Here is a 26749-nt window from a genome sequence, read left to right on the forward strand (position 1 = left end):
TATTCTGCTAAGTAGAATGGCTCACCTAATCAGAAAGACTGCCCGCCAAGTGCCCCCGGCTCTTGCTACGTGGTAGCCCGTCAGAGGAACCCGAAATGCCAACTGAGATCAGAGCCGCGGTGCTGCATGCGCCCCATGAGCCAATCCGTATCGAGCGCCTTATCCTTGACGATCCTGACGCGGATGAGGTGCTGATCGAGATCCGCGCCGCCGGGCTGTGCCATTCCGATCTTCACTACATCGAAGGACACATCGGGGGGACTTTTCCGATGGTGCTAGGCCACGAGGCCGCCGGAGTGGTGGTGAAGGTTGGTGACAAGGTCACCGGATTGAAACCGGGCGACCACGTGATTCCGCTGTTCAGCCCTGAGTGCCGTCAGTGCGTTAATTGCCTGTCAGGCCGGACCAACTTCTGTCTTAGGCCCGCGACAGTCCCGGGACGGTCGCGGATGAAGACGCTCGACGGACAGCCGGTCTATCGTGCCTCGCTCGGGACCACCGCGACCCATGCCGTGCTGTCCGAACACGCCGTGTGCAAGATTCGCGACGACGCGCCGTTCGACAAGGTCTTCTACTGCGGATGCGGCATCACCACCGGGGTCGGCGCGGCCATGTTCCAGGCCAAGGTCAAGCGCGATGACCGGGTCATCGTGTTCGGCGTCGGCGGTATCGGTCTGAACGTGCTGCAAGGTGCGCGCCTGGCCGGCGCGAAGCAGATCGTCGCGGTGGACGCCAATCCCCTTCGAGAGGAATCCGCGCTCAAGTTCGGCGCCACCCATTTCGTCAACGTCCACGACCATGGCGACAAGATCGTCGAGCACCTCCAGCAGATCACCGGCGGCGGTGCCGAATACTGCTTCGAGTGCATCGGCAATGTCGAGGTGATGCGCCAGGCGCTTGCCGCTACGAACCCTTACTGGGGTCGCGCCATCGTCGTCGGCATCGCGCCGGCCGGAAAGCAGGTATCGTTCGATGCAATCAGCCTGATCCTCGGTCGGGGCATCTCTGGTTCCGTGTTCGGCGGCGCCAAGGGCAAGACCGACCTGCCCAAGGTCGTCGACTGGTATATGAACGGCGACATCATGGTCGATGAACTCGTAACCCACACCATGAAGCTTGAGGATATCAACGAGGGCTACGACCTCATGCGCCGTGGTGAATCCATCCGCACCGCAATCGTCCTGTGAATCGGCTCACGCGATGAGCAGGATCTACGAGCCGACGGTAGAGGCGTTTCTCGAAGCCTTTCGCGCAGCTGGACTGCGGCCCTTCATCGAATGCACACCGGAACAGGCGCGCCAGCAACTCGCGGCCCTGCGCCAAGCTTCGCCGGTTGGTCCGGACATGGCGCGGATCGAGGATGTGCTCGTGAAAAGCGGCGAGGCGGAAATTGGCGCGCGGGTGTATGAACCGGTCCCGTCGTGCCGGAGCACAGTGGTCTACCTCCACGGCGGGGGCTGGGTTGTTGGCGATGTCGAAACGTCGGACTTCGCGGCTCGCCATCTCGCCGCGCGCACAGGTGCGCGCGTCGTCTCGGTCGGCTACCGGTTGGCGCCTGAGTACCCGTTCCCGACTGCGGTCGATGATGCAGAAGCGGGCTTGCGCTGGACCGCCGATTTCGTCCGGCGGCACGAGGGGGAAGGGCATCCGATCGTCATCGCCGGAGACAGCGCCGGCGCCAATCTGGCGACTGTCGTCTGCCTCAGGATGCGCGACTGCTCTGGTCCGCGGATTGACGGGCAAATTCTGATCTATCCGGTCACGGACTGTGATTTTACGACCGGTTCGTACATCGACTATGAGGCCGACAAGCCGCTCAGTTCGAGTGACATGCGCTGGTTCTGGTCACACTATGTGAAGGATGAATCCGCCCGAACTCACCCCGAGGCTTCGCCGCTGCGCGGAGACCTGAAAGGTCTGCCGCCGGCTTTCGTGGTCACGGCGGAACATGACCCGCTGCGCGACGAAGGCGAGGCTTTTGCCGCAAAGCTGGCGGAAGCAGGCGTGCCGGTGCGCTACAAGCTTTATCCTGGCACGGTGCATGGTTTCTTTTCGCTCCCGCACGTGGTCGTCCCGGCCCAGACCTTGCTGTCCGACTGTGCCGACTTCATCAACTCGTTGACGCCTGTGGAGTAAACCCAGCTCCCGGTGCCGGCAGGCGCCATTGTTCAATCCGTATTGCCGGGACCCAGGCATCGACCCTTGTCGTAGAGTATGTGGCGCCAGACAGGCACGATTGTCAGCGGCGTTGAAAAGCCGGTGACCTTCGTGCGCGGATCGGTCAGATCCGTGACTGTCCGGAAGGCGGCCGAGGCGGCCTTTAGGTCATTGAACCCCAGTTCCATGTATAGGTCATACTGCCACTCATCATTGATGACCTTGCCGATGTGGATCGAAACGGCGGGAATGCGCTCGACGGCTTCAAGCAAGGCGGCCGACCAGTCTGCCGGGCCCTTCACCGCGTCGAAAGAGTGGAGCAGCCAGACACCGATAGCCGCCTGTCAACGGCGGAGCAAAAGTCGGCCATTCGGCGGCGTAAAACCAGGCCATCGTGTTACATGCCGGGGGGAGTGGCGTGAGGGCGTAGCCCGAGGGCCACTCCCCCCGGCATTGGTGTAATTTTCAGGGTCTGGTTTTGGCCTTGCGGGCCCGGCTGTGCGCGAGGCGATAGCTTTCGCCGTTCATCTCGAGGATGCTGACGTGATGGGTCAGGCGATCGAGGAGCGCGCCTGTGAGACGCTCAGATCCGAAGGTTTCGGTCCATTCGTCGAAGGGCAGGTTGCTGGTGATGAAGGTGGAGCCGCGTTCGTAACGCTGGGAGATCAGCTCGAACAACAGTTCGGCGCCGGTCTTGGAGAGCGGCACAAAGCCCAGTTCGTCGATGATGAGCAGCTTGTATCCGGCCATCTGCTTCTGGAAGCGCAGAAGACGGCGCTCGTCGCGGGCCTCCATCATTTCGCTGACCAGCGCTGCCGCGGTGGTGAAGCCCACCGACAGTCCTTTCTGGCATGCTGCCAGTCCGAGCCCCAACGCTACGTGCGTCTTTCCGGTGCCTGATGGCCCCAGAGCGATGGCGTTCTCACGCCGCTCGATCCACTCGCAGCGCGCCATCTCGAGCACCTGCATCTTGTTGAGCCTGGGGATGGCGGCGAAGTCGAAGCTGTCGAGGCTTTTGACGGCGGGGAAGCGCGCGGCCTTGATGCGCCGCTCGACCATGCGACGCTCCCTGTCGATCATTTCCATCTCGACGAGGCGGGCGAGGAAGCGGATATGATCGACGCCTTCAGCGGCACATTGCCGCGAGAGATTGTGATGCTCACGCAGGCACGTAGGCAGCTTGAGCGCCTTGAGATGGTGAGCGAGAAGGATCTCCGGGGCCTGATCGCTCATGCGGCCTCCTGCCGGTCGGAGAGCAGGCTCAGATAGGCTCTGGCAAAGGTCTTCTCGACCGTGGTGCGTGGCAGGAAGGGATAGACGTCCAGGTCCAGCCTGGGCGGTACGCGTTCGATCCGGCACAGGACGAGGTGCTTGACGGCATCGAAGCCGATGGCGCCAAGATCGATGGCCTGTTCGACCGCCGCCTGGAGATCGGCGAGGGTGAACGTTTCCAGCAGGCGCAGTACCTGCACATATTCGCGCCTGCCATGTTTGTGCATGCGCCCTTCCATCAACCGCTGCAGTGTCGTGAACGCTTCGGGCAGGTCCCAGCCCTGCAAAGGCGCAGCCTGGTCGAATGCGTTGATCTTCTGCTCGATCAGCGGGAGATAATGGAGCGGGTCGAAGACAACCTCCTCGCGGGCATAGCAACGAGGATGACGGGCGATGACTTCGCTGCGGCAGCCGATCACCACCTCATCGACATAGGCCCTGATCCAGACCTCCTGATGGCCCCAGGCCACCGGAACCGAATAATCGTTGGTCCTGTAGCGCACCAGGGATTGCGAGGAGACCCTCCCGCCTTTCTGATCGCAGGCCTCGAAGGGTGTAGCGGGCAGAGGCTGCATGGCCGCGAGATCGCGCTGCAGCCGCTCACCGATCGTCTCGCTCTGCCCGCGCACCTTGTCCTGCTGGCGCTTGCGGCATTGCTCCTCCAGCCACAGGTTGAACGCCTCCCAGGTCGGGAACTTCGGGATCGGCACCATGAAGTTGCGCCGGCAATAGCCTACCAGCCCCTCCACATTGCCTTTCTCGTTCCCCTTGCCCGGGCGAGCATAGCGGTCGCGGATCACGTAATGTGACAGGAAAGCGCTGAACAGCGTGGCACGCTGCCGCGTGCCGTCGGGCAGGATCTTCGTCACAAGGCAGCGATCGTTGTCATAGACGATCGAGCGCGGTACCGCGCCGAAAAACGCGAAGGCATGCACGTGTCCGTCCACCCAGGGCCTCCGCCACCGCCGCCGGATAGGCCCGCACATAGCAGGCATCACTGTGCGGCAGATCGAGCGCGAAGAAGTAGGCCTTCTGCTCCACCCCGCCGATCTCCACCAGCGCTTCCCCGAAATCGGCCTGCGCATCTCCCGCAGGGTGCGCCAGCGGCACGAACATCTCCCGGCTGCGCTGTTCGCGCTCCCGGATGTAATCCTTGATGATCGTATAGCCGCCGGTGAAACCATGCTCGGTGCGCAAACGGTCGAATACCCGCTTCGCCGTATGGCGTTGCTTGCGCGGGACACTGCGGTCACCCTCAAGCCATCCATCAATGATCGCCACAAACCCGTCCAGCTTCGGGCGCTGCGGTACGGACTGGCGCCGGTAACCCGGCGGCGATGAAAACGACAGCATCTTGCGTACCGTTTCGCGCGACACATTGAAACGCTTCGCCGCCGCCCGTTGGCTCATGCCATCCGCGCAAGCCAGACGGACCTGAAGATAAAGTTCCACGCTGTAGATCCCCACACCTCCCTGACTCGGCAGAAAGGCTTCAAGGTGGACGACTTTTACGCCGCCCGCAGCAGGACTATCCCGCCGCTACCGTGGTCGAATATTGCTCCGCCGTTCTCAGAGCGCGCCGTCCGCCGCGGCGATCTCCATCAGCGACAGTGCGTAGGACACATAGTCCGCGCCCGCGCCGCCGACTGCTTCCGGCGCGGTCATGCCCAGCAGGCCCAGCGCTGCCAGTTCTTCGAACAATTCGGGCGGATAGGCCTTCGCCGCTTCATAGGCGGCGCTGTTCGGGCGAATCTGTTCCTGCGCGAAATCGCGCACTGCGTCGCGGATGGCGGACTGGGTCTCGGTGAGAATCATGAACCTCCTCCAAATGGCACATCGCTAAACGACCTCGCTTTTCGCTCGGAGCAACTGCCAAATGAAACGTAGTCCGCGATGAGGAGGGTGCCGTAACTAAGCGTCGCAACAGGCGCGCTGTCGTTCGCCAACGATCCCATCATCAGCGAAAAGGAAAGTGGCGATCTGACGAATATCGCCGAAGCCTGTCGACCTTGAGGGGATGTCGATCTGCGAAAAGAAGTACTGTCCTGCATCAGCGTTCGAAGCGCGCGCTTGTCAGCGCCTCGATCGTTTCGAGATCCACGCCGGGTGCGATCTCGACGAGGCGAAACGGCCTGTGATGATCGGGTCGCTCGAACACCGCGAGATTGGTGACGATCATGTCGACCACATTGAGCCCGGTGATCGGCAGCGTGCAGTCGGGAATGAATTTGGGCGTGCCGTCCTTCGCGGCATGATCCATCACGACGATGATCTTCTTCACACCCGCGACCAGGTCCATGGCGCCGCCCATGCCCTTCACCATCTTGCCGGGGATCATCCAGTTGGCGATGTCGCCATTTTCTGCTACTTCCATCGCGCCCAGGACCGCGAGATCGATATGGCCACCGCGGATCATCGCGAAGCTGTCGGCGGACGAGAAATAGGATGTCTGGGGAAGCTCGGACACGGTCTGCTTGCCCGCATTGATGAGGTCGGCATCCTCCTCGCCCTCGTAGGGAAAGGGACCGATGCCGAGCATGCCATTCTCCGATTGCAGCGTGACCTCGACGCCCGGCGGCACATGGTTCGCAACCAGGGTGGGGATGCCGATCCCGAGATTGACGTAGAATCCGTCCCGGAGCTCGCGCGCGGCACGCGCCGCCATCTGGTCCCTCGTCCAGCCTTGCGAACTGCCGCTCATCATGCCTCCTCCCGCGCGCGCACCGTGCGCTGCTCAATTTTCTTCGTGTAAGGTGCGCCGCAGATCAGGCGATTCACGTAGATCCCCGGCAAATGAATCTGATCGGGCTCGAGGGTGCCGGTCGGCACGATCTCCTCGACCTCGGCGATGCAGATGCGCCCGCAGGTCGCGGCCGGCGCGTTGAAGTTGCGGGCGGTCTTACGGAAGACCAGATTGCCGCTTTCATCGGCTTTCCAGCCCTTGATGATCGACAGGTCGGCCGTGATGGCGAGCTCCAGCACATAATCATGCTCGCCGAACCGCCGGACCTCCTTCCCCTGGGCCACGAGAGTCCCGACTCCGGTGCGGGTATAGAATCCGGGAATGCCCGCGCCTCCCGCCCGCATACGCTCGGCGAGCGTCCCTTGCGGACAAAATTCGACCTCGAGTTCGCCGGTCAGATATTGTCGCTCGAACTCTTTGTTCTCGCCGACATAGGAGGCGATCATCTTGCGCACCTGACGGGAGCGAAGGAGCTTGCCGATCCCTTCATTATCGATGCCGGCATTGTTCGAGGCGAAGGTCAGATCGCGCACGCCCGAGGTCTCGATTGCGTCGAGCAGCCGCTCGGGGATGCCGCAAAGCCCGAAACCGCCGCTCGCGATCGTCATGCCATCGGTCAATAGACCGGCCAGCGCCGTATCGGCGTCGGCATAGATTTTTCTCACGCAATCTCTCCTGCTGTCTGAAGGATGCGCCGAGCCTGCTTGAGGTGCGGCGCATCGATCATCTGTCCTTCGAGCTGAAGCGCACCGGCGTCAGGCCGGGCGGCGAACGCCGCGACGATGGCGCGGGCCCGAACGAGCTCGTCCTCGTCCGGCGTAAAAGCCTGGTTGATGATCGCGACCTGCGCCGGGTGGATCGCCATTACGCCCGTGAAGCCGTCGCGCCGCGCGCGGCGCGCATAGTCGGCAAGGCCGTCGAGGTCGCGAAAGGCCGGGAACACCGTCTCGATAGCGGGCACATCGGCGGCGTGCGCGGCGAAGAGCGTCAACGACCGTGCGAGCTCGTACGGCGGGGTATAGCGGCCATCCTCCTCGCGAGAGGTCGCCGCGCCGATCGCGGCGGGCAGGTCTTCAGCGCCCCAGGTCAGACCGAGAAGATGGCGCGAAACCTCGGCATAGCTGCCGAGCCCGAAGATCGCACGCGGCGTCTCGGTCGCGATCGGCAAAATAGGTGCTGCGCCGATGCGCTGCGCGAGCGACATCACGCTTAATGCGCCTTCCGACTTGGGCAGCAGGAAACCATCGGGTGCGCAATCCAAAACCGCCGTCAGATCGTCTTCGAGCAATCCGCTATCCTGAGGATTCACGCGAACGAAAAGTTTCACCTGACGGTCGCCCTGTTCGCGCAGGAAGCGCGCCGTCGCCTCGCGCGCGGCGAGCTTGGCCGAGGGTGCCACCGCATCCTCCAGGTCGAGAATGAGCGCATCTGCACCGGTTCGTAGCGCCTTCTCCATCCGGTCGGGACGATCTCCGGGCACGAACAGCAGCGAACGCAGCCTCATGCCTCCCCCTTCCGATGCAGCAGCGCGGATCGCAGGCATCTGCACACGATCTCGTCGCGCTGGTTGAGCAGCCTGTGCTCGAACGTGACGATGCCGGCTGAGGGACGCGAGCGGCTATCCGTCAGCTGCGCGACGTCGGTTTCCGCGCGCAGCGTGTCGCCGATGAACACCGGGGCCGGCATGGCCAGCTTGTCGTAGCCCAGATTGGCGACAAGCGTGCCGAGCGTCGTGTCACCGACGGACAGGCCGATCATCAGCGCAAAGGTGAAGGTGCCGTTGACGAGGATCCGGCCAAATTCACTGGCCTCAGCTGCCTCCCGATCAAGATGGAGCGGCTGCGGATTATGGGTCATGCACGAGAACAGCAGATTGTCGGTCTCGGTCACCGTCCGGCGGATGTCATGCGTGACGCTGTCGCCAACCTGCCATTCGTCATAATAGCGACCAGTCATCAGGCCTCTCCCTCGACGCGGACCAGCAGCGTGCCTTCCGAAACCTGCGCGCCCTCGCTGGCCTTGAACTCGGCAACGATCCCGTCGAAGGGCGCGAGTAACGCCTGCTCCATCTTCATCGCCTCGATGACGACCAAGCGCTGCCCCTTTGTGACGGCATCACCCTGCCTCACCGCGACCGCGATCACGCGGCCCGGCATGGGCGATAGGATCGCTCCGTCGCCTCCTGCCGCGCCGGTCGTCCCTGGCTCGGCACGCCACGGCTCGAAAGCCCAGGCTTCGCCGTCGACGAATATCAGGCCGTCCTCCACCCGAGCAGTCGAAGGGTTCTTGGACAGACTGACCAGATAAGGCTTGCCGGCAACGGCGACCTCGATCTCCTGCGAAGCGTGCCGGTTGGCGCGGAAACCCTGCAGTGCCGTCCACGGATCGTCGCCATCGCTCGTGAGCAAGGCGCGCGCCGCCGCATCCAGCACGGATGCTCCCGGTTCGGCAGACGGGATCAGCGTTTCAGCGTGACGTTCGATGAAGCCGGTATCGATATGCGCGGCGAGAAAATCGGGATGGCTTGCCGCGCGCGCCAGAAAGGCTGCGTTGGTGCGGACAGGCCAGACCTCGACCTGGCGGACCCCTTGCGCAAGTTGCTGTGCGGCCTGTTCGCGTGAAGGCGCATGAGCGATGATCTTGGCGATCATGGGATCATAATAGGGCGTGACCTCGCCGCCCTGCTTGACACCGCTGTCGATGCGCAGATCGGAGGGAAAGCGCAGATGATCGAGCGGGCCGGTAGACGGCAAAAAGCCGGTGGTCGGATTCTCGGCATAGAGGCGGGCCTCCATCGCCCAGCCGTCGATCGTGAGATCCTCTTGCCGCTTCGGCAGCGGCTCGCCCGATGCAACGCGCAGCTGCCATTCCACCAGATCCTGACCCGTGATGCTCTCTGTCACGGGATGCTCGACCTGAAGCCTGGTATTCATTTCCATGAACCAGATCCGGTCGGCGCGCAGGCCCTCGGAGCCATCGGCGATGAACTCTATCGTGCCCGCGCCGACATAGTCGACCGCCTTGACTGCCCGCACCGCCGCCTCGCAGATCGCGTCGCGCGTCGCGGCGTCCATTCCAGGTGCAGGCGCCTCTTCGATCACCTTCTGGTGGCGGCGCTGAAGCGAGCAGTCGCGCTCGAACAGATGGACGACATGGCCATGGGTGTCGCCGAATACCTGCACCTCGATATGGCGGGGCGAGAGGATATATTTCTCGATGAGAACGCGGTCGTCGCCAAACGATGCCGCCGCCTCACGCTTGCAACTGGCGAGCGCCTCGGCGAAATCCGGCGCCGCCTCGACCCGCCGCATCCCCTTGCCACCGCCACCCGCGACCGCCTTGATAAGGACGGGATAGCCGATCGCATCGGCTTCGCGCTGCAGATGATCGGGCGACTGATCGGCGCCGAGATAGCCGGGCGTCACCGGCACGCCTGCGGCGATCATGCGCTCCTTGGCGGCATCCTTGAGACCCATGGCGCGGATGGCCGCCGGCGGCGCGCCCACCCAGACCAGCCCGGCCGCGATCACTGCCTCGGCGAACTCGGCATTTTCGCTCAAGAAACCATAACCCGGATGGATGGCCTGCGCGCCCGTGGCACGCGCGGCCTCGAGGAGAAGATCCTGGCGCAAATAGCTGTCCCTCGCCGGCGCCGGTCCGATGCACACCGCCTCATCGGCCTCACGCACGAAGGGCATTGCCGCATCGACGTCGGCATGCACCGCGATGGTGCGAATGCCGAGCCTGCGGGCCGTGCGGATGATGCGCCGGGCGATTTCGCCGCGATTGGCAATGAGGAGGCTCTCTATCATGGACGTCCGGCCTTTCATGCGGCCGCCTCCTGGCCGCCATCTTGTGTGTCGAGGGCGAAGAGCCCGAGCTTTGCGAAAAGGGCCGCGTCGCTGTTCGCGCCGGCATTGCCGGCTGTCAGCAATCGGTCGCCCGTGAAGATGGAATTGGCGCCCGCCATGAAGCACAGCGCCTGCATCGTCTCGGACATGCTTTCCCGGCCCGCCGACAGGCGCACCACCGACCTCGGCATCAGGATCCGGGCAACCGCGACGGTACGGACGAACTCGATATCGTCGATCCGGGCCGACGGCACATCGCGTAGCATGTCGCCCAGCGGCGTTCCCGGCACCGGTACGAGGGCGTTGAGGGGAACGCTTTCCGGCGGTTCGGGCAGGTTGGCGAGCGCGTGGAGGAAGCTCACCCGATCCTCGCGGCTTTCACCCATGCCGAGGATGCCGCCACAACAGACTGCCATGCCGGCGGCCCGCACCCGCGAAAGCGTGTCGAGCCGATCCTCGAAGCGGCGCGTCGAGACGATCGCCCCATAATGTTCGGGCGAGGTGTCGATATTGTGGTTATAATAATCGAGCCCCGCGCCTGCGAGGCGCTCTGCCTGATCGTCTTCCAGCATGCCGAGCGTCATGCAGGTCTCAAGACCCAGTGCCTTCACCCGCGCAATCATGTCGAGCAGCGCCGGCATGTCGCGCGCCTTTGGGCTGCGCCAGGCCGCCCCCATGCAGAAGCGCGATGATCCCGCGGCTTTCGCGACGGCGGCGGCGGTGACGACGTTGTCGACATCGACGAGCTTGCCAGCCTTGAGCCCGGTCTTGTGGTGGGCCGATTGCGAGCAATAGCCACAGTCCTCGGCGCAGCCGCCTGTCTTGATGGAGAGAAGCGTCGAAAGCTGGATGGCATTAGCGTCATGGTGCCAACGGTGGATCGCCTGGGCCTCGCCCAGGAGATCGAGCAATGGTCGCTTGAAAAGGGCCGCGATCGCTGGCCGGGTGATGGGTGTCCGCATCGCCATCACATCCGGAAGATGCCGAACTGCGCCCGATCCGGGATCGGCGCGTTCAGCGTGGCGGCGAAAGCGAGGCCGAGCACGTCGCGGGTCTGGACCAGATCGATCACGCCATCGTCCCATAGCCGCGCCGTCGCATGATAGGGATTGCCCTCCTCCTCATATTTCTGGCGGATCGGCGCCTTGAACGCCTCGGCTTCCTCATGCGTCCACCTGTCAGCATCCCTGTGGACGGTGGCGAGCACCGAGGCCGCCTGCTCGCCGCCCATCACCGAGATCCGCGCATTGGGCCAGGTGAACAGGAAGCGAGGCTGGTATGCGCGCCCGCACATGCCGTAATTGCCTGCGCCGAAGCTCCCGCCAATGAGCACGGTGATCTTGGGGACGCTCGCGGTCGCGACCGCCGTCACCAGCTTGGCGCCGTTCTTGGCGATTCCTTCCGCTTCATATTTGCCACCGACCATGAAACCGGAGATGTTCTGGAGGAACAGGAGCGGCACGCGGCGCTGGCAAGCCAGTTCGATGAAATGCGCGCCCTTGAGCGCGCTTTCAGAGAACAGCACGCCGTTATTGGCGAGGATCGCCACCGGCATGCCCCAGATGCGCGCGAAACCGCAGACCAGAGTGGTGCCGTAGAGCGACTTGAACTCATGGAGTTCCGATCCGTCGACGATGCGCGCAATGACCTCGCGCACATCATAGGGCGCGCGCACGTCCTGCGGCACGATGCCATAGAGGTCTTCTGGCGCATGGAGAGGCGGGCGCGGCGCCTGCAGGTCGATGTCGAGCGCCTTGGGCCGATTGAGGGTCGCGACGATGTCGCGCACGATCGTGAGCGCGTGCGCGTCACTCTCTGCGACATGATCGACGACCCCGGATTTGCGCCCATGGGTTTCGGCGCCGCCCAGATCCTCGGCCGAGATGATCTCGCCGGTCGCGGCCTTCACCAGCGGCGGACCGGCGAGGAAGATCGTGCCCTGGTTTCGCACGATGATCGTCTCGTCCGACATGGCGGGCACATAGGCGCCGCCCGCCGTGCAGCTGCCCATCACGCAGGCGATCTGGGGGATGCCCTGTGCCGACATCTGGGCCTGATTATAGAAGATGCGCCCGAAATGATCGCGGTCGGGGAAGACGTCCGCCTGATGCGGCAGGTTCGCGCCGCCCGAGTCCACGAGGTAGAGGCACGGCAGCCGGTTCTCGCGGGCGATCTCCTGCGCCCGCAGATGCTTCTTCACCGTCATCGGGAAATAGGCGCCGCCCTTCACCGTCGAATCATTGGCAAGGATCATGCACTCGCGACCCGAAACCCGGCCGACACCGCCGATCACCCCAGCGCCAGGCGCCGCGCCCTCATACATATCGCCGGCAGCGAGCTGCCCGATTTCAAGGAAAGGCGCGCCGGGATCGAGCAACCGCTCCACCCGGTCGCGCGGCAGCAGCTTGCCCCGGGCCACATGCCGTTCGCGCGCCGCATCCGATCCGCCCCGCGCGGCGGCCGCGACCTTCGTGCGCAGATCCTCGGCGAGAGCACGGTTATGCCCGACATTGTCGCGAAATATGTCGCTTTCGCGCGAGATCGCCGTTTGGATGACAGGTCCGCTCATTGCGCCACGCCGATCAGTTCGCGACCGATCAGCATACGGCGGATTTCATTGGTGCCTGCGCCGATATCCAGAAGCTTGGCATCGCGCATATAGCGTTCGACAGGCCAATCCTTCGTATAACCGGCGCCGCCTAACGCCTGCACCGCCTCCAGGGCGACGCGCACGGCATTTTCGCTTGCCAGAAGGATTGCGCCGGCCGCATCGAAGCGGGTGGTCCTGCCCGCGTCACAATTGCGTGCCACGGCGTAGACATAGGCGCGCGCTGAATTGAGCGCGACATACATATCGGCGACCTTCGCCTGCATCAGTTGAAAGGAGCCGATCGGCTGGCCAAACTGCTTGCGGTCCCGGACATAAGGGATGACCGTATCGAGGCAGGCTTGCATGATGCCCAGCTGGATGCCCGCCAGAACCGCACGCTCATAGTCGAGGCCGCTCATCAACACTTTCGCGCCGCCATTGAGCGGTCCCATGACATTTTCGCGCGGGACTTCGCAGCCGTCGAACACCAGCTCTGCCGTCGGCGAGCCGCGCATTCCCGTCTTGTCGATCTTCTGCCCGATCGAAAAGCCCGCCATGCCCTTCTCGATAAGGAAAGCGGTGATCCCCTTGCTGCCTTCGCCGGTCCTAGCATAGACGACTAACGTGTCGGCATAGGTGGCATTGGTTATCCAGAATTTCGTGCCATCAAGAACGAAGCCGACACTCGTCTCTCGCGCCTTCAACTTCATCGACACGACGTCGGAGCCGGCTCCCGCCTCGGACATGGCCAGCGATCCCACATGGTCGCCGGAAATCAACCGCGGCAGATATTTCGCCTTCTGATCCTCATTGCCCCAGCGGCGGATCTGGTTGACGCAAAGGTTGGAATGGGCGCCATAACTAAGGCCGATCGAGGCGGAGGCCCGGCTGATCTCCTCGCAGGCAAGAACATGCTCAAGATAACCGAATCCGAGACCACCCCATTCTTCTTCCACAGTGATGCCGTGCAGGCCCAGATCTCCCATCGCGGTCCACAATTCGTCGCGCGGGAACCAGTCCTCGGCATCGATCTTCACTGCCAGCGGAGCAATGCGTTCGGTCGCGAAGCGTCTTGTCGTCTCGCGAACCATATCGGCGTTGTCGCCGAGTCCGAAGTCAAAATCAGCAGCCAAATGCCCACTCCATTGTGCCGGGTCTACCCCAGGCATAGCATCGGGCATTCCCCTAGAAAAATTGACCGGACCGCAAGCATTTGATAGATGTCATCTATGATAGAGCGCTACCTCATCCATTATTTTCTGGCAGTAATGGATCAGGGAAATTTCTCGCGTGCAGCACAGCAGTGCCGCATTTCCCAGCCCACCCTGTCAGTCGGGATAGCCAAGCTCGAGAGCCTCGTCGGGCATATGCTTTTCCAGCGTACGAACAGGCGGGTCGAACTGACCACTCATGGCGCGACTTTCGCTCTCCACGCACGCCGCATCGAAGCCGAGTTTGCCAAGGCGACATTGGCAATGGCCGTGGATCAAAAGCGAACACTTATACGGCTCGGTCTCGTTTCGACCCTGCCCGCGCTGTGGATCGAAAGCGCGACGCGTGAAGCGAGCATTGCTGAAGGCGAAAAGCTGGAGATCGTCGAAGGACGAATGAGCGAACTCGCGCCACGCCTGGAGCGAGGGCGATTAGACGTGGTCATCGGCATCGTGAACGGGGACGTCGATGATGAACGGCTTCTCTTTGAGGAGCCCTACAGTCTCGCGCTCTCGGACAACCATCCTCTCGCGACGCGTAGCAGCGTCGATCCTCAGGAAATCGCAGATGCTGACATGATCGTTCGTCGAAGCTGCGAAGCCCTGTCCGATGTCAGTCGGTTTTTCACGCAGCGCGGCGTCAGACCTTCTTTTTCCGCCCGCACATTCAATGACGACCGTGCGGTCGTCTTTGTACGGGCGGGTCTTGGCATGACGGTAATGCCACGCTGCTTCCGGCAGCCAGGTATCGCAATGCCGGAACTTTCAGGCTTTCATATGCGCCGGAAGATCGGAATGCTGATCGATCCTGTGACGGCCGGCAGGGTAAAAGACAGTCAAAGCCTCAAATTCTTCGCCGAGACTCTTCGTTCCGCGGCCACGACTGGGTAATCCTACAATCAGCCCTTGAAACTGACGCCGATCCACAGCGTGCGCGGCGTGCCCAGGTCCATCGATCCGCCGGTGTTGCGCGTCACCACCTTCTCGTCGAACAGATTTTCGCCCCGCGCCGTCAGCGCGACGCCATGGCCCAGCGGCAAGCGCGCGAGCGCATCCACGGTCAGCGCCCTGGGCAGTGTGTCGATCTGAAGATCATCCTCATATTGGCTCGACACATAATGGACCGACGCGGAGAGCGTCGGCCCCTGCGCCGGCGTCCAGGCCAGCGTCGCGCTGGCGCTGTTGCGCGGCGTCTGCGCGGGCGCGAAGCCGTCGAACGCCTTGCCTGGCGCATCGACCTCGCTGTGGCTGTAGGCATAGGAGGCCGACAGGCCGAAATCGCCCAGACGCGCGCTGGCCGTAAGTTCGATCCCCTTGGCGACGATGCGGTTAACATTCTGGCGCTGGCGGGTGTTGGTGCCGATGGTGACATTGGCGATCGCATCGTCCAGCCGGTTGTAGAAGGCGGTCGCGCCCAGGGTCACGCCGGGCAGCGGGGTCAGGTCGAAGCCCGCCTCCACGCCCTTCAGGCGCTCGGGCTTCAGCGCCGCGTTCGCCTGCGTCGTGATCGGGAAGACCACGAATGGCCGGTACAGCTCGTTCAGCGTCGGCAGGCGAAAGCCGGTATAGCCCGCCCCGCGCAGCGCGAGCGCGCCGCTCAGGCGCAGGATCGCGCCCGCCCGCCCCGAAAACTGCCAGTCGGACCGGTTGGCGTAATCGGTCGCTGTCACTGCACCGGTGCTGGCGTTGGCCTGATGATAGAAGCCGTCGCTGATCGTCCAGTGATCCGCCCGCACGCCGCCGGTCAACACCAGGCCTTCTAGCGTCCAGTCGTCCTCGGCGAACAGGCCGGTCGTCACCTGCTGCCCACCGGCATGGCGGCGGAAGGTGACGGGATTGCTGGCGATATTGGCGTCATAGGCGTCCTCATACATGTCGCCCAGCGCGAAGCGCGTATCCGCGCCCAGCCGCAGTACATGATCCGACCCGACCGGCGGGCGGATCTCGATCTTGCCGCCAAGCCCCATGGACGGCGTGTTGCGCTGGTCGAGCGACTTGCGGAAGGTGGAGGCGGAGATCACGATATTGGAAAAGTTGCGCGCCTGGATATAGGCGAGCGCATCAACCTGCCAATCGCCGCGCGAGATGAAGCGAACACTGGCGTCCTGCCCTTCGTTCGCGGAGTCCGCGCCCTTGAACCGCAGCGTCCTGTCGTCCTGAAAGATCGTGGCGCGGAACTGCAATTCGGACGTCACGGAGAGCGGCGCGACCGCGCGTAAATTGGTGGACCAGCTATCATAGGCGGCGGGCACGGTCGCCGCGACGCGCTGCGACTTTGGCGTGGTCTGGAAGCCGTTCCCCCGGTCCCAGCGCCCCGACAGCGAAACATAGCCGCCGCCTAGGTCCGGCGTGACGCTGGCCGACATCTCGGCGGCGTCATGGCTGCCATAGAAGGCGCTGGCAGCGAAATCCGGCAACTGGTCGCGCGTGGCGCTGGCCAGCTCGATCGTGCCGGCGACAGCGCCCGCGCCGAACGCACCCGACCCGCCGCCGCGCGTCACCCGCACAACGGACAGACGGTCCGGAACCAGCGCGGAGAAAGGAATATAGCCAAAGAAGGGATCGGCCACGGGCACGCCGTCCAGCAACACCAGCGTCCGGCTGGATGCATTGCCACCCAGCGCCCGCAGGGTCGCGCCCTGGTTGGACGGGTTCGACGCCCGGCTGTCCGACCGACGAAACTGCTGGGAGCCGGCGACGTTGGCCAGCACATTCTCCAGCCGGCCCGACGCATTGTCGAGCAGCCGTTGCCGGTCGATCGCCACCGATCCATAGGCGGGCGTACCGGGTGGCAGGCCCAGCCCCTGTCCCGTTACGATGATCGAAGGTGCATCGGCGCCTGCATCATCGGGGGGCTGCGCCAGCACTCCGGATGGCACCAGCAGAAGTATCAGCAGCAGATAGTCTTTCATGATGCGTCCACGCCCTCTGGAGTTTGGAGCTTTCGTTGATTGGGCCATCGCGCGTCGCACGCATGTGCCGACGCCGCGGAAACCCGGGCTTAACAGAGCTGAGTTAGATCACAGCATGCGCCGGCATGAGATGAGCAGGATATCACTCAACATTGCCCGAGCAAGTCGCAGATGCAGATCAAATCTACGTAATGATTCTCATTTATCTGTTTCGCGCAAATAACCGAAAAACCTTGCGGTAAGGCTAATGCGCAACCAACTAACACGTCATGGAGAGTTAAAATATGGTCTTAACGCCCTGCACTTCGATATTATACTTACGCATCTTACGATAAAGCGTCGGCCGGCCGACCCCCAATTGACGAGCCGTAGCGGCAATATTTCCCGCACATTGATGGAGCGCCATTAATACCGCATCCCGCTCCGTTCGTTCGAGCGAAGCCACCTCGCGCCCCACATTCGAACGAGTTTGCCTCATCTCCTCTGGAAGATGCCTTGGCGCGATCAGCGCGCTCCCGGCAGCGAGCGCGATGGCCCGACGAAGAATGAGGCTCAGTTGGCGGATGTTCCCGGGCCATGCGAAGGACCGCAGACATTCCAGTGCGTCATCCGAGAGGGAAAGTGTCAAACGATCGCCGATTTCGCGATCGACGATTTGTCCTATGAGTTCCGACAAATCCGCTCGCTCGCGTAAGGGGGGCAAGGTGACGCAGAGTCCATCAATGCGGTAGTAAAGGTCTTCCCGAAATTCGCCCGTGGCGACGAGCGCCTTGAGGTCACGATGGGTCGCACAGACCAGAGAGATATCGATCGGCCTGTCCTTCGATCCGCCCACCGGCATGACGGCCCGCTCCTGCAGAACCCGCAGAAGACGAGCCTGTAGCGAGAGCGGCATGTCCCCGATCTCATCCAGGAAGAGTGTTCCACCATGGGCCTGCTCAAATTTACCCGGAGCGCCTCCCCGGCGAGCGCCGGTAAACGCCCCTTCCACATATCCGAACAATTCGGCCTCGATCAGTCCGTCGGGAATGGACGCACAATTTACCGGCACGAACGGCCCGTTTCGCCGCGGCCCTGAGGCGTGCAGCTCCCGCGCAAGAACCTCCTTTCCAGTTCCCGTCTCGCCGGTTAGGAGAACAGGAATATCACGAGCGAACGCCAGCTTCGCGTCGCCAATGGTGTCCAGCAGGGCGGGATCGGAACAGAACATGTCAGAAGAGGCATGAGACGAACGCTTGCCCGAGGGCGGCGGCAAGAGCGCCTTACCAACCCGCATAACGTCATCTGCATGGCGGGCGAGACTGAGGTGGACGCGGATGCCGGCCGGCGTGTCTGTCACGATCGGTTCGGCATTGCGGCCGCTAAGCTCGTCAACCGCACGCGCAAAAGGCAGGTCGAACATGTGATCGAACTCTGTCGCCGAACGCGTATGCCCAAGCAGCTTGCGCGCGATCTGGTTCCCACCGAGCAATTGCCCATGTTCCGAGAAAGCGAGAACGGCAGCCAAGGGCGTGCGAAGCAGGTCAGGGTGATAATGTAACGAGACGTGCAGAGCGCCCGGAAGGTCAAGCAGCATATGATTTTCTATGGCTCGGGCGGCAACCCGCAACGCCTCGCAAACTGATGACAGATCCCTGCCGCTGCGGCAGGTGGCATTCAAGACGCCGATCAGGTCCCCGTTAACGTCGAACAGAGGAACGGCCGCGCAAGAATAGCCATGAATCTCGTCAAGGAAATGCTCGTTGGCGTGGACAATAAAGGGTTTCTGTTCCACGAGCGCGCATCCCGGCGCTCCGGTGCCGATCGCACTTTCGCTGAGGGAAACCCCGTTCCGGAAAAGACTCTCCAGTTCGCGGCACGGCCCTTCGGCGTCGCCGATCGAGCAAATGACAAATCCGCTGACGTCAAGGCAGGCCAGCACCCAATCCTGCGTGTGAAACGCTTTGTAAAGCCGTGTCATCTCCGGCATCGCATAGCGAATGAGCCGTTCACCCCTTTCTGTGGCGATCCGGCGTTCGCCAGGCGCCGCCATGTCGAACAACCTCTTGTCGGACGCGCTCAAACCCAGGCGTCTTGATCGCTCCCAGGAACGCGTGATCGGCTCGGGCACCCACTGCGACACGATACTCTCGCCCGAGAAGAAAAGATCTCGTGCCCTCCTTGTCTGGCGGACCTGTTCCAGATTCATGGATTGCCTCTCGTACCGTTGTCTTTCCGAACGGTGGGGTGCCCGGCGCCTGGACCGGACGGCGCTGATCCCTCTCTCCATTCGAACATCTTTATCGCCCGTCATGCTAGCTTGTTCGACGGACGCGAACAACCATCTCTCCTTCTCTGGAAGATCCGATCGTGCCGAAACAGATCGATGCCTGGCGATCACAAAAATGGTCGGCCAGGCGACACATGCGCCTGGCCGACCATAGTGGCTCAAGGGGAGAGGAATACTCAAGCCACCAAGCCCAGTTCAGCTTCCATCGTCTTGCGCATCTCGAACTTCTGCGCCTTGCCCGTGACCGTCATAGCGAAGCCCTCGACGATGCGGACATAGCGGGGAACCTTGTAGTGGGCGATCTTACCCCGGCAGTGGGCAATCACATCGTCGGCGCTCAGCCGATGGCCGGCTCGCGCTATGACCCATGCGCAGACTTCCTCACCAAATTTAGCGTCGCTGACGCCAAAGACCTGCACATCGACGATCAACGGGTGGCCAAGCAGGAATTCCTCGAGCTCGCGCGGATAGATATTCTCGCCGCCCCGGATGATCATGTCCTTGATGCGGCCGGTAATGCGAACATAGCCCCGCTCATCCATCACCGCGAGATCGCCCGAGTGCATCCATCCTTCCGCGTCGATGGCATCGTCGGTCTTTTCCGGATCGTTCCAATATCCCTGCATCACCGCATATCCGCGCGAGCAATATTCGCCCTGTTGGTTCACCTGCAATGTCTCGCCGTTCAACCCTACGATCTTTGCTTCGGCATGAGGGTGGACGCGGCCCACCGTCGCCACTCGCTCTGCGACGGGATCGTCTATCGACGTCTGCGTCGTCAGGGGACTGGTTTCGGTCATGCCATAGCCGATAGTCACCTCGCGCATGTTCAACCGATCCATGATCTGCTCCATCATGGCCGCCGGGCAAGGGGCGCCCGCCATGATCCCGGTGCGCAAGGACGAGACGTCGAACTGATCGAGGTCCGGATGGTTGAGGATCGTGATCAGCATGGTCGGCACTCCGTAAAGCGCCGTACAACGTTCATCTCGCACCGCCTCAAGTGTCATCCGCGCATCATAAGCCTCTCCGGGGTAGATCATCGCAGCCCCGCTCGTCACGGATGCAAGATTACCCAGGACCATGCCGAAGCAATGATAGAGCGGAACCGGAATGCAGATGCGGTCCTTGACGGTGAGATTGATGGTTTGTCCCGAAAAATAACCATTGTTGAGAATGTTGCGATGCGTAAGCGTTGCCCCCTTTGGAAAACCCGTCGTGCCGCTGGTGAATTGTATGTTGATGGCATCGTCCGGTCGCAGACTTTCCGATGCCGCGCCCAGCAGCAGGGGATCCGCCGACACGCGCAGTTGCTCCCAAGGAATGAAACCGTCATGTGCCTGCTCACCAAGCGAAATCACCAGGCGAAGGTCAGGTAAACTACGCGTCCCGATCTCGCGTAGCATGGCGATGTAGTTACTGCTTTTGAAGGCAGATGCCGTCACCAGCACGCTGCAGCCGACCTTTGCGAGCGCATACTCGATTTCGCTGACACGATAGGCAGGATTGATGTTTACCAGGATCGCGCCGATCTTGGCGGTCGCGAATTGAATCACGGTCCATTCGGCGCAATTGGGCGCCCAGATGCCGACCCGATCGCCGCGACGCACCCCATGATCGAGCAGTCCGCACGCGACCCGTTCCGCTTCGCGGTTCAGTTCCTGCCAGCTCCAGCATATATTCTGATGCCGGGAAACCAATGCCAGTTCACTCCCCCAGCGCCGGGCAGCCACCGATAGGGCTTCTCCCAGCGTCATCTCCAGCAGCGGAACATCAGCCGCGCCTTTCGCAATTGAGAGCACGGTCACCTCTTGATGTTGATCACTTGGAGCTGCGTATATTCGGCGAGGCCCTCGACGGACTGCTCGACACCCAGGCCGGAATTTTTGAAGCCGGCCATGGGGATGTGCGGGCCGATCGCGATATGCTGGTTGACCCACATCTGACCGCTTTCGATACGCTCGGCGATCGCCGCGGCGCGCTCGACATCTTTCGACCAGATGGATCCACCCAGGCCGTATTCGGAGGAATTGACGCAGCGTACCACGTCGTCCACATCCGAGAAGGCGATGACCGGCAATATGGGTCCGAATTGCTCTTCATCCACGATCGTATGGCCGTCGCTGATATCCCGGACGATGGTCGGTTGGATGAAATAGCCGGCTCGCTCCATGGCTTCGCCACCGGCGATGATCTTGCCGTCGCGCCGGGCCGCCTCCAGGAATCCCTTCACCTTTTCAAATTGCGCGCGGTTCTGGATCGGACCGATATTCGTTCCCTGCTTCAGTCCGTCATCGACGACGGCTTCCTGCGCCAGCCTTGCCAATTCGTCGCACATCGCCTCGTAGATCGATTCATGCACATAGGCCCGCTTCACCGCCAGGCAGACCTGTCCGCAGTTGAGGAACGCGCCGTTGAAGATCGCCAGCGCCGTCTCACGCACATCGACATCCTCCAGCACGATGGCCGGATCGTTGCCGCCCAGCTCGAGCGTGACGCGCTTGAGCGTATCAGCGCTGCTCGCCGCGATCCGCTTGCCGGTGGCGGTCGAACCCGTGAAGCCAATTTTGGCGACATCCGGATGGGCGGTGAGATGCGGCCCCAGGTCATTATCGTCGGTGATGATGTTGACCACGCCCGCCGGGAAGATGTCTCGGCACAGCGCGCCTAATGCAAGGGCGGTGACGGGCGTGGTAGGGGCCGGCTTCAAGATGATGCTGTTTCCCGCCAGCACGGCGGGACCGATCTTCCAGCAGGCGACGAGCAGCGGGAAGTTCCATGCGATGATCCCGACGACCACGCCTAGCGGCCGATGCTTGACGACGATATGGGCCTGCTCATCGTCCTGTATGACCCGGTCGGGAAGCTCGAGAGTGGCGTAGTGCCGGAGATATCCTTCCGTCCACGCAACTTCCCCCTGGGCCTCGGCAAAGGGCTTGCCCTGTTCTTGCACCAGCAGGCGCGCGAGATTGTCGCCATCGGCCGCGATGGCATCGGCAAGCTCGATGAGCTTGGCCTGGCGCTGCGCGAAGGGCGTCTCGGCCCAGCCGGGATAGGCTGCCTTGGCGGCTTTGATGGCTTCGTCGGCCTGAGCCGCTGAAGCGCGCGGCACGGTCACGAACGCTTCGCCGAGTGCGGGGTTGATGACCTCGAGCGTGCCATCGCCCTCCACGAGTTGGCCCCCAATCAGCAACTTATAATCAGACATGCTTGTCTCCAGCCACATACGTGGGAAAATCGAATATGCAGGGCATCCAGAGCGCCCCATGGTCGCCGGTCTTCAGTCCTGACCGGCGCAAGCGTTTGTCGCCGCCTTTTCACAAAGGATCGGATGACCGGCGGCGGGCGCCGAAACCGCCGGTCATCCTCTCTAAGCGAGCCTATTTTTTCGGTTTTGCGCTCGCGGCAGGTTGTCCGCGCACAGAATCTGCAGTGCCTTGAATGAACGCCTTGAGCTTCTTGACGTCCTCTGCGGTAAGCTTGCCCTTGAAATCGGGCATACCCTGCTCGGCCATCGCACCTTCGAAAACGAACGCTTCAAGATTGGCGATCGCCTCGCGGGGCGCATAACCCAGGTTGGGCAAATTGCCTCCCTTGTCGACGCCAGGAACGCCATGGCAGAACAGACAGTTGCTGACGTAGAGTGCGCCTCCAGGAGCGACGTCCTTCTTGTCATAGGGCACGCCCGAGAGCAGTTCCCCCTGCTCATATTTTCCGAACTGCGGCAACGGCGCCTTGCCGCCGATGACGAAGGTGTAGACCGTACCAGGCGAACTGCGGTCGGTAGCGCGCTGGGACTCACCGAAAACACCGCCCCAACCCACCGCAATCGAGACATACTGCTTGCCATCGATCTGGTAGGTGATCGGAGCCGCGATGACGCCACTGCCTACCGGCGACTCCCACATTTTATGGCCGTTGCGCGCATCATAGGCTACGAAATGCCCATCTGCGGTTCCTTGGAACACCAGATTCCCCGCTGTGGTCAGCGTGCCACCATTCCACGGCGAAACTTGTTCCTGACTCCAGACTTGCTTCTGGCGCACCGGGTCCCATGCGATCAGGCGACCGAAGGGTTTGGCCTTCGTCGCCGCGCCTCCCAGCAAACTGCCTGTGTTCCAACCGATGCCGCTCATGGGCTGGCCTGGAATGTTGGAGCGATATTTCCATTTCGGATCGTCCGCCAGCGAAAGCGGCACATGCTGCGCGGGAATGAACGCCAGCCCCAAAGCCGGATTGAACGACATGGAATGCCAGTTGTGCCCGCCAAAAGGACCGGGAATGATCTCATAGGGCGTGGCCGAGCGGACGCCGGGCAATTCGATAGGCCTGCCCGCCTTGTCATAGCCCGAGGCCCAGTTCACCGGCACGAAATTCTTCGCGGAGATGAATTTGCCGTTTGTCCGATCGATGACGAAGAAGAAGCCGTTCTTGGGCGCATGCAGGATCACTTTGCGCGGCGCGCCGTCGACCGTCATGTCGGCCAGGATCATATCCTGCGTCGACGTGTAATCCCAGTTGTCCCCCGGCGTCTCCTGATAGTGCCAGACATATTCGCCGGTATCAGGATTGAGCGCGACGATCGATCCGAGATAGAGATTGTCGCCGCCCTTGGGACTGCGGCGATTGCGCGACCAAGGCGCCCCGTTTCCGACGCCGATATACATGAGATTGAGCTGCGGATCGAACGCCATGCTGTTCCAGACGGTGCCGCCACCGCCCGCCTCCCAATAGCGTCCGCTGGGGTCCCAGGTCTTGGCGGCGGCTTCCATCGCCTTGTTCTCAAACGGCTTCGATGGATCTCCCGGGACCGTGAACCAGCGCCAGAGCTTCTTGCCCGACGACGCATCATAGGCGGTGATATAGCCACGCAACCCCAGCTCCGCGCCACCGTTACCAATGATGACCTTGCCCTTGTACACACGCGGCGCGCCGGTGATGGTGGCTGGCGAGTCCGGCGATAGTCTGGTGTCCTCTTCCCACAATTTGGCGCCGGACGCCGCATCAAGCGCGATGAGACGACCATCGAAGGCTCCGACGAAGACTTTTCCCTCATAGACGGCCACGCCCCGGTTCACGACGTCACAGCACCCCTTGCCGCCCGCGCTGCGCGGCACTTGCGGATCGAACGTCCACAACTGCTTCCCCGTCCGTACATTGATTGCATGCACGACGCTCCAGGATGCTGTCACGTACATGATCCCGTCCACAACAAGCGGCGTTGCCTCTACGCCGCGGGTCGAGCCCAGATCATAGGTCCAGGCCAAACCCAGTCGGGCGACATTGTCAGTGGATATCTGGGACAGCTTGCTGAAGCGCGTTTCCGAATAGTCGAGGCCGTAGCTGGGCCATTCCTCGGAAGTCGCAGCGTTCTTGACAATAAAGTCACCGTTAATTTTCCCGGCGATTTTCGAGGTATCGACGGGTGCCCGGTTGCTCGCTTCGTTCGACCGCGAGCAACCACTCAGTGTCGTACCCAGCAAGAGGAAGCCCGCCCCCACAAGGGCCATTCGCCCCGGCTTTCCCCGCCCGAAAAAGATGATCGACATGTCTTTGTTCTTTCTCTCAAATACTTAGAAGACCTTCAGAAGACGCAAATTGAGGCGGTTCGATTCCCGAAATCCGCTCCTCACCGAAATGTCGCGGCCGTAGGTGGCGAGCAATTGCACGGTCTTCGCCGGAAACCAGGCCATTCCGACATTGCCCTTCCAATTGCTCGCTTGATCCTGCTGCCTGATGCCATCGATCCTCGTCTCGCCACCCGTGACGAACGAGCCGCCGACGCGGAAATCGAGGTTCGGCTTGAGCTGATAACGGGCGAAAGCCTGGAACTGCCCGCTTGCGGATTGCGTCAGACGCGCGGAAGACGAGCCGAAGTCGTTATTCTTGCCATAGAAGGTCACGTCGCCGACGAGGTCGATCGAGATCTTGGGCGTGACCCCCTTAACGAAGCCGCCCTGGAGCACGAACTTCCAACGGTTCTCGCCCAGGTTCAGGGGGGCGGGTGCGATCATATGATCCTGTCGGCACATAGACGAATGGCGTGATACCGAAATAGGTATTGCTCTTGGGCTTGTTCACCAGCCAAACGGTGGCTGCGAGGATAAGATCGCCGGCCGCGCCGCCGCTTTTACCCAAAGCGTGCGTATCGCCCTTCCCTTCCAGCTGACCGAGCGGAAGCAGAAACTGCGGGTCGACCGTCAGGCCGGCAATGTCCATATAGTGAACGCCGCGCAGAATGAATACGGTCGAGTCCAATCCGGGATCACCCGGCTGCTTGTCGCCCTTGGCATAGATGGCGTCGCGCTCGGCAAATTGCGCATAGACAATGGCCAGATTGGATCCCGGCGGCAGTGCGACATAGTCGCCGGCATCAACGTCGGTCGCCCATGCCGCCGTGCTGGCCATCGGCGTACACAACGCAACGCCTCCCCACAGGGCCGCCTTCAAAAGCGAACCTTTATTGAGATTACCCATTATCCTCTCCCTCCATTATATCATAGTTGGTAACCCCTAAGCACAAAGCGTGCCAAATCGGAGATTGTCCAATCTGCTGGAAAATGACCACGGTTGGGGGAACGCGTCTCAGCTAACTGTAACGAAATAGAACAGGTGTATTCGGACACCCGTATCGTCAGGTTTCACCTTGGCAGATGGATCAAACCGAGAGCTTCGGCATCCAGGCCGATCAAAACAGGATTGCTATCTCTCCTGTCATATTTGCGAGGAGCCATCCGCCGATATTCCGCCCGACAAGCAGCACGTCGGACGCGAGCCAAGGCAATTTCGGACTGGCGTGAGCAAATCTTGTTGTTCGGCCAGAGGCTTTCGCAATGGAGATCACGACCACCCACGCGTAGGCCGTTTCTCGACCCCTTGCCGCAGGTCGAGGAACGGACCTATGGATCAGCAAAATGCGCGGACCATTGCGCTCGTGATGGACCTGGACCCACGGACGTGATTATCGATACCTTTTCGTTCGGCATCATCAGCGAAGGCGACGTCGAGCGTTCCCATGGCCACGTTATGGCTTGTCCTACTCGTCGTATCTTCCGTGAGGGTGATGTTCACCGATGGAAATAGAGCTTTAAACTGACGCAGCACATCACCAAACAACCCGCCGGTGCGCGATGATGTAACTCCGATGCGGACTTGCCCCGCCTCCCCACTGTCGACAGCAACTGCGTAACGAGCGGCGAGATCTAATTGCTGGGCGCCGGCCATTGCCCGTTCCAAGAAGGCAGCGCCTGCCGTTGTGGGCGAAACACCAATTCGACTTCGCTTGAACAGGGGAACGCCTAATCGGTGCTCAAGATGCTGAATGCGTCGGCTGAGTGACGATTGGGACAATGCCAGCATCTCTCTCGCTCATCGAAACTGCCAGTTTCCGCCGCCGCGATCGCGCAGCGCAGATTTCGCAGATCCAAGATCATATTCGGCAAACATCACTCCCCCATGCCAATATCCGCTTCGGACGGCCGCGTTTTGTGCCGGAGTTTGGCGTTGCCAACACCGTCTCGGTAGTCCCGCGTCCTGAAAACTCCGTCGCCGATAGGGGAACACTGATGACAGCAGCTGCGCACGCTGAGGAAGCACCTAACTCCACCGATGGCGATTGATGTCGGCGGCAGCGCTCCTGATTATGCAACACAGATGCACGTTCGCCGATGCTACCGGATCGTGATCGGCAGTGCCACATGCAGATAAATTTGCGTTCCGGTCCCAGCAATTCCTACGCAACCGC

At 62.0% G+C, this 26749-nt stretch carries 23 protein-coding genes and 2 pseudogenes; 4 read left to right on the plus strand and 21 right to left on the minus strand.

What is annotated here, in order from left to right:
* The first annotated feature begins 95 nt into the window (after window positions 1-95).
* Window positions 96-1187, plus strand: a complete 1092-nt coding sequence (locus HT578_RS09215; protein WP_213503721.1) for an alcohol dehydrogenase catalytic domain-containing protein — start codon at window positions 96-98, stop codon at window positions 1185-1187.
* A 13-nt stretch (window positions 1188-1200) separates the two neighbouring features.
* Complete coding sequence (locus HT578_RS09220; protein WP_213503722.1) at window positions 1201-2136, plus strand: alpha/beta hydrolase; 936 nt, start codon at window positions 1201-1203, stop codon at window positions 2134-2136.
* Between the two features lie 32 nt (window positions 2137-2168).
* Here the strand turns inward: HT578_RS09220 and HT578_RS09225 are convergent, their stop codons facing one another.
* From HT578_RS09225 to HT578_RS09280, 12 genes and pseudogenes are all read right to left on the minus strand, one after another.
* Window positions 2169-2429, minus strand: a complete 261-nt coding sequence (locus HT578_RS09225) for a hypothetical protein (protein WP_213503723.1) — start codon at window positions 2427-2429, stop codon at window positions 2169-2171.
* Window positions 2430-2622: 193 nt separating this feature from the next.
* Window positions 2623-3390, minus strand: a complete 768-nt coding sequence (gene istB, locus HT578_RS09230) for an IS21-like element ISSsp5 family helper ATPase IstB (RefSeq protein ID WP_063142326.1) — start codon at window positions 3388-3390, stop codon at window positions 2623-2625.
* Window positions 3387-4881: pseudogene (gene istA / locus HT578_RS09235) on the minus strand (IS21 family transposase). The gene istB and the pseudogene istA overlap by 4 nt, the downstream one beginning before the upstream one ends.
* A gap of 117 nt (window positions 4882-4998) precedes the next feature.
* A complete protein-coding gene (locus tag HT578_RS09240) occupies window positions 4999-5244 on the minus strand; it encodes an acyl-CoA dehydrogenase family protein (RefSeq protein WP_239026571.1) in 246 nt (81 codons plus the stop codon).
* A gap of 235 nt (window positions 5245-5479) precedes the next feature.
* Window positions 5480-6133, minus strand: coding sequence for a CoA transferase subunit B (locus tag HT578_RS09245; RefSeq protein WP_030540414.1), 654 nt, complete (start codon window positions 6131-6133; stop codon window positions 5480-5482).
* The gene (locus HT578_RS09250; protein ID WP_030540413.1) at window positions 6130-6837 is read right to left on the minus strand and encodes a CoA transferase subunit A; all 708 of its coding nucleotides are present in this window, start codon (window positions 6835-6837) and stop codon (window positions 6130-6132) included. The genes HT578_RS09245 and HT578_RS09250 overlap by 4 nt, the downstream gene beginning before the upstream one ends.
* Window positions 6834-7676 (minus strand): HpcH/HpaI aldolase/citrate lyase family protein, encoded by an 843-nt coding sequence (locus tag HT578_RS09255; protein ID WP_030540412.1) that lies wholly within the window; start codon window positions 7674-7676, stop codon window positions 6834-6836. The genes HT578_RS09250 and HT578_RS09255 overlap by 4 nt, the downstream gene beginning before the upstream one ends.
* Window positions 7673-8128, minus strand: coding sequence for a MaoC family dehydratase (locus HT578_RS09260; protein ID WP_030540411.1), 456 nt, complete (start codon window positions 8126-8128; stop codon window positions 7673-7675). The genes HT578_RS09255 and HT578_RS09260 overlap by 4 nt, the downstream gene beginning before the upstream one ends.
* Window positions 8128-9984, minus strand: a complete 1857-nt coding sequence (locus HT578_RS09265; RefSeq protein WP_030540410.1) for an acetyl/propionyl/methylcrotonyl-CoA carboxylase subunit alpha — start codon at window positions 9982-9984, stop codon at window positions 8128-8130. Before HT578_RS09265 ends, HT578_RS09260 begins: the two co-directional genes overlap by 1 nt.
* Window positions 9985-9998: 14 nt before the next feature.
* Window positions 9999-10985, minus strand: a complete 987-nt coding sequence (gene bioB / locus HT578_RS09270; RefSeq protein ID WP_030540409.1) for a biotin synthase BioB — start codon at window positions 10983-10985, stop codon at window positions 9999-10001.
* Window positions 10986-10990: 5 nt separating this feature from the next.
* The gene (locus tag HT578_RS09275) at window positions 10991-12592 is read right to left on the minus strand and encodes a carboxyl transferase domain-containing protein (protein WP_030540408.1); all 1602 of its coding nucleotides are present in this window, start codon (window positions 12590-12592) and stop codon (window positions 10991-10993) included.
* Entirely contained in the window at window positions 12589-13704 is a 1116-nt protein-coding gene (locus HT578_RS09280; protein WP_223810981.1) for an acyl-CoA dehydrogenase family protein, read from the minus strand. The genes HT578_RS09275 and HT578_RS09280 overlap by 4 nt, the downstream gene beginning before the upstream one ends.
* 138 nt (window positions 13705-13842) lie before the next feature.
* Here HT578_RS09280 and HT578_RS09285 point away from each other — a divergent pair, with 138 nt between their 5' ends.
* The gene (locus tag HT578_RS09285; RefSeq protein ID WP_030540406.1) at window positions 13843-14715 is read left to right on the plus strand and encodes a LysR family transcriptional regulator; all 873 of its coding nucleotides are present in this window, start codon (window positions 13843-13845) and stop codon (window positions 14713-14715) included.
* Between the two features lie 8 nt (window positions 14716-14723).
* Here the strand turns inward: HT578_RS09285 and HT578_RS09290 are convergent, their stop codons facing one another.
* The 9 genes and pseudogenes from HT578_RS09290 to HT578_RS22570 form a co-directional block, all read right to left on the minus strand.
* The gene (locus tag HT578_RS09290; RefSeq protein WP_030540405.1) at window positions 14724-16736 is read right to left on the minus strand and encodes a TonB-dependent receptor; all 2013 of its coding nucleotides are present in this window, start codon (window positions 16734-16736) and stop codon (window positions 14724-14726) included.
* A gap of 277 nt (window positions 16737-17013) precedes the next feature.
* Window positions 17014-18924 carry a sigma-54-dependent Fis family transcriptional regulator gene (locus HT578_RS09295; RefSeq protein ID WP_030540404.1) on the minus strand — a complete coding sequence of 637 codons (1911 nt, stop codon included), beginning with the start codon at window positions 18922-18924 and terminating at the stop codon, window positions 17014-17016.
* 257 nt (window positions 18925-19181) lie between these two features.
* Window positions 19182-20762, minus strand: coding sequence for an AMP-binding protein (locus tag HT578_RS09300; RefSeq protein ID WP_049771327.1), 1581 nt, complete (start codon window positions 20760-20762; stop codon window positions 19182-19184).
* 47 nt (window positions 20763-20809) lie between these two features.
* Complete coding sequence (locus HT578_RS09305) at window positions 20810-22213, minus strand: aldehyde dehydrogenase family protein (protein ID WP_011950407.1); 1404 nt, start codon at window positions 22211-22213, stop codon at window positions 20810-20812.
* Between the two features lie 172 nt (window positions 22214-22385).
* Window positions 22386-24554 (minus strand): PQQ-dependent dehydrogenase, methanol/ethanol family, encoded by a 2169-nt coding sequence (locus HT578_RS09310; RefSeq protein WP_107917704.1) that lies wholly within the window; start codon window positions 24552-24554, stop codon window positions 22386-22388.
* A gap of 24 nt (window positions 24555-24578) precedes the next feature.
* Window positions 24579-25019 carry a transporter gene (locus tag HT578_RS09315; RefSeq protein WP_213503724.1) on the minus strand — a complete coding sequence of 147 codons (441 nt, stop codon included), beginning with the start codon at window positions 25017-25019 and terminating at the stop codon, window positions 24579-24581.
* Entirely contained in the window at window positions 24949-25482 is a 534-nt protein-coding gene (locus HT578_RS09320) for a transporter (protein ID WP_213503725.1), read from the minus strand. Before HT578_RS09320 ends, HT578_RS09315 begins: the two co-directional genes overlap by 71 nt.
* A gap of 429 nt (window positions 25483-25911) precedes the next feature.
* On the minus strand, window positions 25912-26229 hold the full coding sequence (locus tag HT578_RS09325; protein ID WP_048939645.1) for a LysR family transcriptional regulator substrate-binding protein: 318 nt from the start codon (window positions 26227-26229) through the stop codon (window positions 25912-25914).
* 75 nt (window positions 26230-26304) lie between these two features.
* Window positions 26305-26364 (minus strand): annotated as a pseudogene (locus tag HT578_RS22570) (hypothetical protein); the annotation flags it as partial.
* On the opposite strand from HT578_RS22570, the gene HT578_RS09335 reads away from it, so the two are divergent.
* On the plus strand, window positions 26355-26624 hold the full coding sequence (locus tag HT578_RS09335; RefSeq protein WP_125723807.1) for a hypothetical protein: 270 nt from the start codon (window positions 26355-26357) through the stop codon (window positions 26622-26624). The pseudogene HT578_RS22570 and the gene HT578_RS09335 overlap by 10 nt on opposite strands.
* Window positions 26625-26749: the final 125 nt, after the last annotated feature.

The organism is Novosphingobium decolorationis, assembly GCF_018417475.1.
Taxonomy (GTDB): Bacteria; Pseudomonadota; Alphaproteobacteria; order Sphingomonadales; family Sphingomonadaceae; genus Novosphingobium; species Novosphingobium decolorationis.

Excerpts from the sequence above, each read along its gene's own strand:
- HT578_RS09310 (WP_107917704.1), bottom strand. The coding sequence starts at position 24,554 with ATGTCGATCATCTTTTTCGGGCGGGGAAAGCCGGGGCGAATGGCCCTT.
- HT578_RS09335 (WP_125723807.1), top strand. The coding sequence starts at position 26,355 with ATGCCAGCATCTCTCTCGCTCATCGAAACTGCCAGTTTCCGCCGCCGC.
- HT578_RS09325 (WP_048939645.1), bottom strand. The coding sequence starts at position 26,229 with ATGGCCGGCGCCCAGCAATTAGATCTCGCCGCTCGTTACGCAGTTGCT.
- HT578_RS09320 (WP_213503725.1), bottom strand. The coding sequence starts at position 25,482 with ATGGGTAATCTCAATAAAGGTTCGCTTTTGAAGGCGGCCCTGTGGGGA.
- HT578_RS09315 (WP_213503724.1), bottom strand. The coding sequence starts at position 25,019 with ATGATCGCACCCGCCCCCCTGAACCTGGGCGAGAACCGTTGGAAGTTC.
- HT578_RS09285 (WP_030540406.1), top strand. The coding sequence starts at position 13,843 with ATGATAGAGCGCTACCTCATCCATTATTTTCTGGCAGTAATGGATCAG.
- HT578_RS09280 (WP_223810981.1), bottom strand. The coding sequence starts at position 13,704 with ATGGTTCGCGAGACGACAAGACGCTTCGCGACCGAACGCATTGCTCCG.
- HT578_RS09290 (WP_030540405.1), bottom strand. The coding sequence starts at position 16,736 with ATGAAAGACTATCTGCTGCTGATACTTCTGCTGGTGCCATCCGGAGTG.
- HT578_RS09295 (WP_030540404.1), bottom strand. The coding sequence starts at position 18,924 with ATGAATCTGGAACAGGTCCGCCAGACAAGGAGGGCACGAGATCTTTTC.
- HT578_RS09255 (WP_030540412.1), bottom strand. The coding sequence starts at position 7,676 with ATGAGGCTGCGTTCGCTGCTGTTCGTGCCCGGAGATCGTCCCGACCGG.
- HT578_RS09265 (WP_030540410.1), bottom strand. The coding sequence starts at position 9,984 with ATGATAGAGAGCCTCCTCATTGCCAATCGCGGCGAAATCGCCCGGCGC.
- HT578_RS09300 (WP_049771327.1), bottom strand. The coding sequence starts at position 20,762 with ATGACGCTGGGAGAAGCCCTATCGGTGGCTGCCCGGCGCTGGGGGAGT.
- HT578_RS09260 (WP_030540411.1), bottom strand. The coding sequence starts at position 8,128 with ATGACTGGTCGCTATTATGACGAATGGCAGGTTGGCGACAGCGTCACG.
- HT578_RS09275 (WP_030540408.1), bottom strand. The coding sequence starts at position 12,592 with ATGAGCGGACCTGTCATCCAAACGGCGATCTCGCGCGAAAGCGACATA.
- istB (WP_063142326.1), bottom strand. The coding sequence starts at position 3,390 with ATGAGCGATCAGGCCCCGGAGATCCTTCTCGCTCACCATCTCAAGGCG.
- HT578_RS09305 (WP_011950407.1), bottom strand. The coding sequence starts at position 22,213 with ATGTCTGATTATAAGTTGCTGATTGGGGGCCAACTCGTGGAGGGCGAT.
- bioB (WP_030540409.1), bottom strand. The coding sequence starts at position 10,985 with ATGCGGACACCCATCACCCGGCCAGCGATCGCGGCCCTTTTCAAGCGA.
- HT578_RS09245 (WP_030540414.1), bottom strand. The coding sequence starts at position 6,133 with ATGATGAGCGGCAGTTCGCAAGGCTGGACGAGGGACCAGATGGCGGCG.
- HT578_RS09220 (WP_213503722.1), top strand. The coding sequence starts at position 1,201 with ATGAGCAGGATCTACGAGCCGACGGTAGAGGCGTTTCTCGAAGCCTTT.
- HT578_RS09215 (WP_213503721.1), top strand. The coding sequence starts at position 96 with ATGCCAACTGAGATCAGAGCCGCGGTGCTGCATGCGCCCCATGAGCCA.
- HT578_RS09240 (WP_239026571.1), bottom strand. The coding sequence starts at position 5,244 with ATGATTCTCACCGAGACCCAGTCCGCCATCCGCGACGCAGTGCGCGAT.